Genomic DNA, 861 nt, shown 5'->3' on the forward strand with positions numbered 1-861 from the left:
TGACCCAGCGGGCTCCCTTGTTCGGATGTCTTCTTACCGCCCATCGCCATAGCATCGACCAGACATCGGTATCAACCCGAGCGAAGGTTTCCTTGGCGACTACATGGCTGTGGTAATTCGCCCATCCACGTAATATCGGATTGAGCAGCCTTATCAGGTTTGCCTGTTTAGCCATCTTGTTGGCCTTGATGACTTCACGGATTTTGTCAAGATGCGCTTTGACGTTCGCTTTGGACGGCTTCATGAGCAGCTTGCCGTCGTACCGGCGAATGTTCCATCCGAGGAAGTCAAATCCCTCCCTGATATGCGTTATTTTGGTCTTCTCTGGCGATAGGACTAACCCGCGTTCGGCCAGAAATTCAACCACTGCGGGCTTGACTTCCTGTTCCAGCCATTCTTTCGAATTGCCGGTGATGATGAAGTCGTCAGCGTAACGCACCATGTTCATTTTCAGACCGCTCGACTTTGCCCGCGGAAATTTCTCCCCAAGCATTGCCTCGAGACCATCCAGTGTCATGTTGGCCGCCACCGGTGAAATGATGCCCCCTTGCGGGGTCCCGGCGTCGGTAGGGAAGAGCTCGTTTTGATATATGAATCCCGCCTCGAGCCACTTCTTTAAGATCGCCTTGTCCGTTGGGATATTGGCGACCATCCAGTTGTGACTGATTTGGTCGAAACAGCTTTTGATGTCGGCCTCTAGCACCCATTTCGCACTGTTCTTTTTTGCGAGGCAGTTGAAGCATTGTTCCCCAGCATCGGCAGTTGAGCGTTCCGGCCTGAACCCATAGGAATTCGGGTCGGCGGTGGTTTCCGCAATTGGTTCGAGCGCCAGCAGATACAACGCTTGCTGTGCTCGATCAA

Annotated in this window: 1 protein-coding gene; it reads right to left on the reverse strand. The window is 53.1% G+C overall.

Annotated features, from left to right (window positions below; translation table 11 throughout):
• The coding region (locus tag P0D89_RS53525; protein WP_408371357.1) for a group II intron reverse transcriptase/maturase at nt 1-861 on the reverse strand (861 nt) is incomplete at both ends.

Source organism: Paraburkholderia sp. RL18-085-BIA-A (assembly GCF_046027075.1).
Taxonomy (GTDB): Bacteria; Pseudomonadota; Gammaproteobacteria; order Burkholderiales; family Burkholderiaceae; genus Paraburkholderia.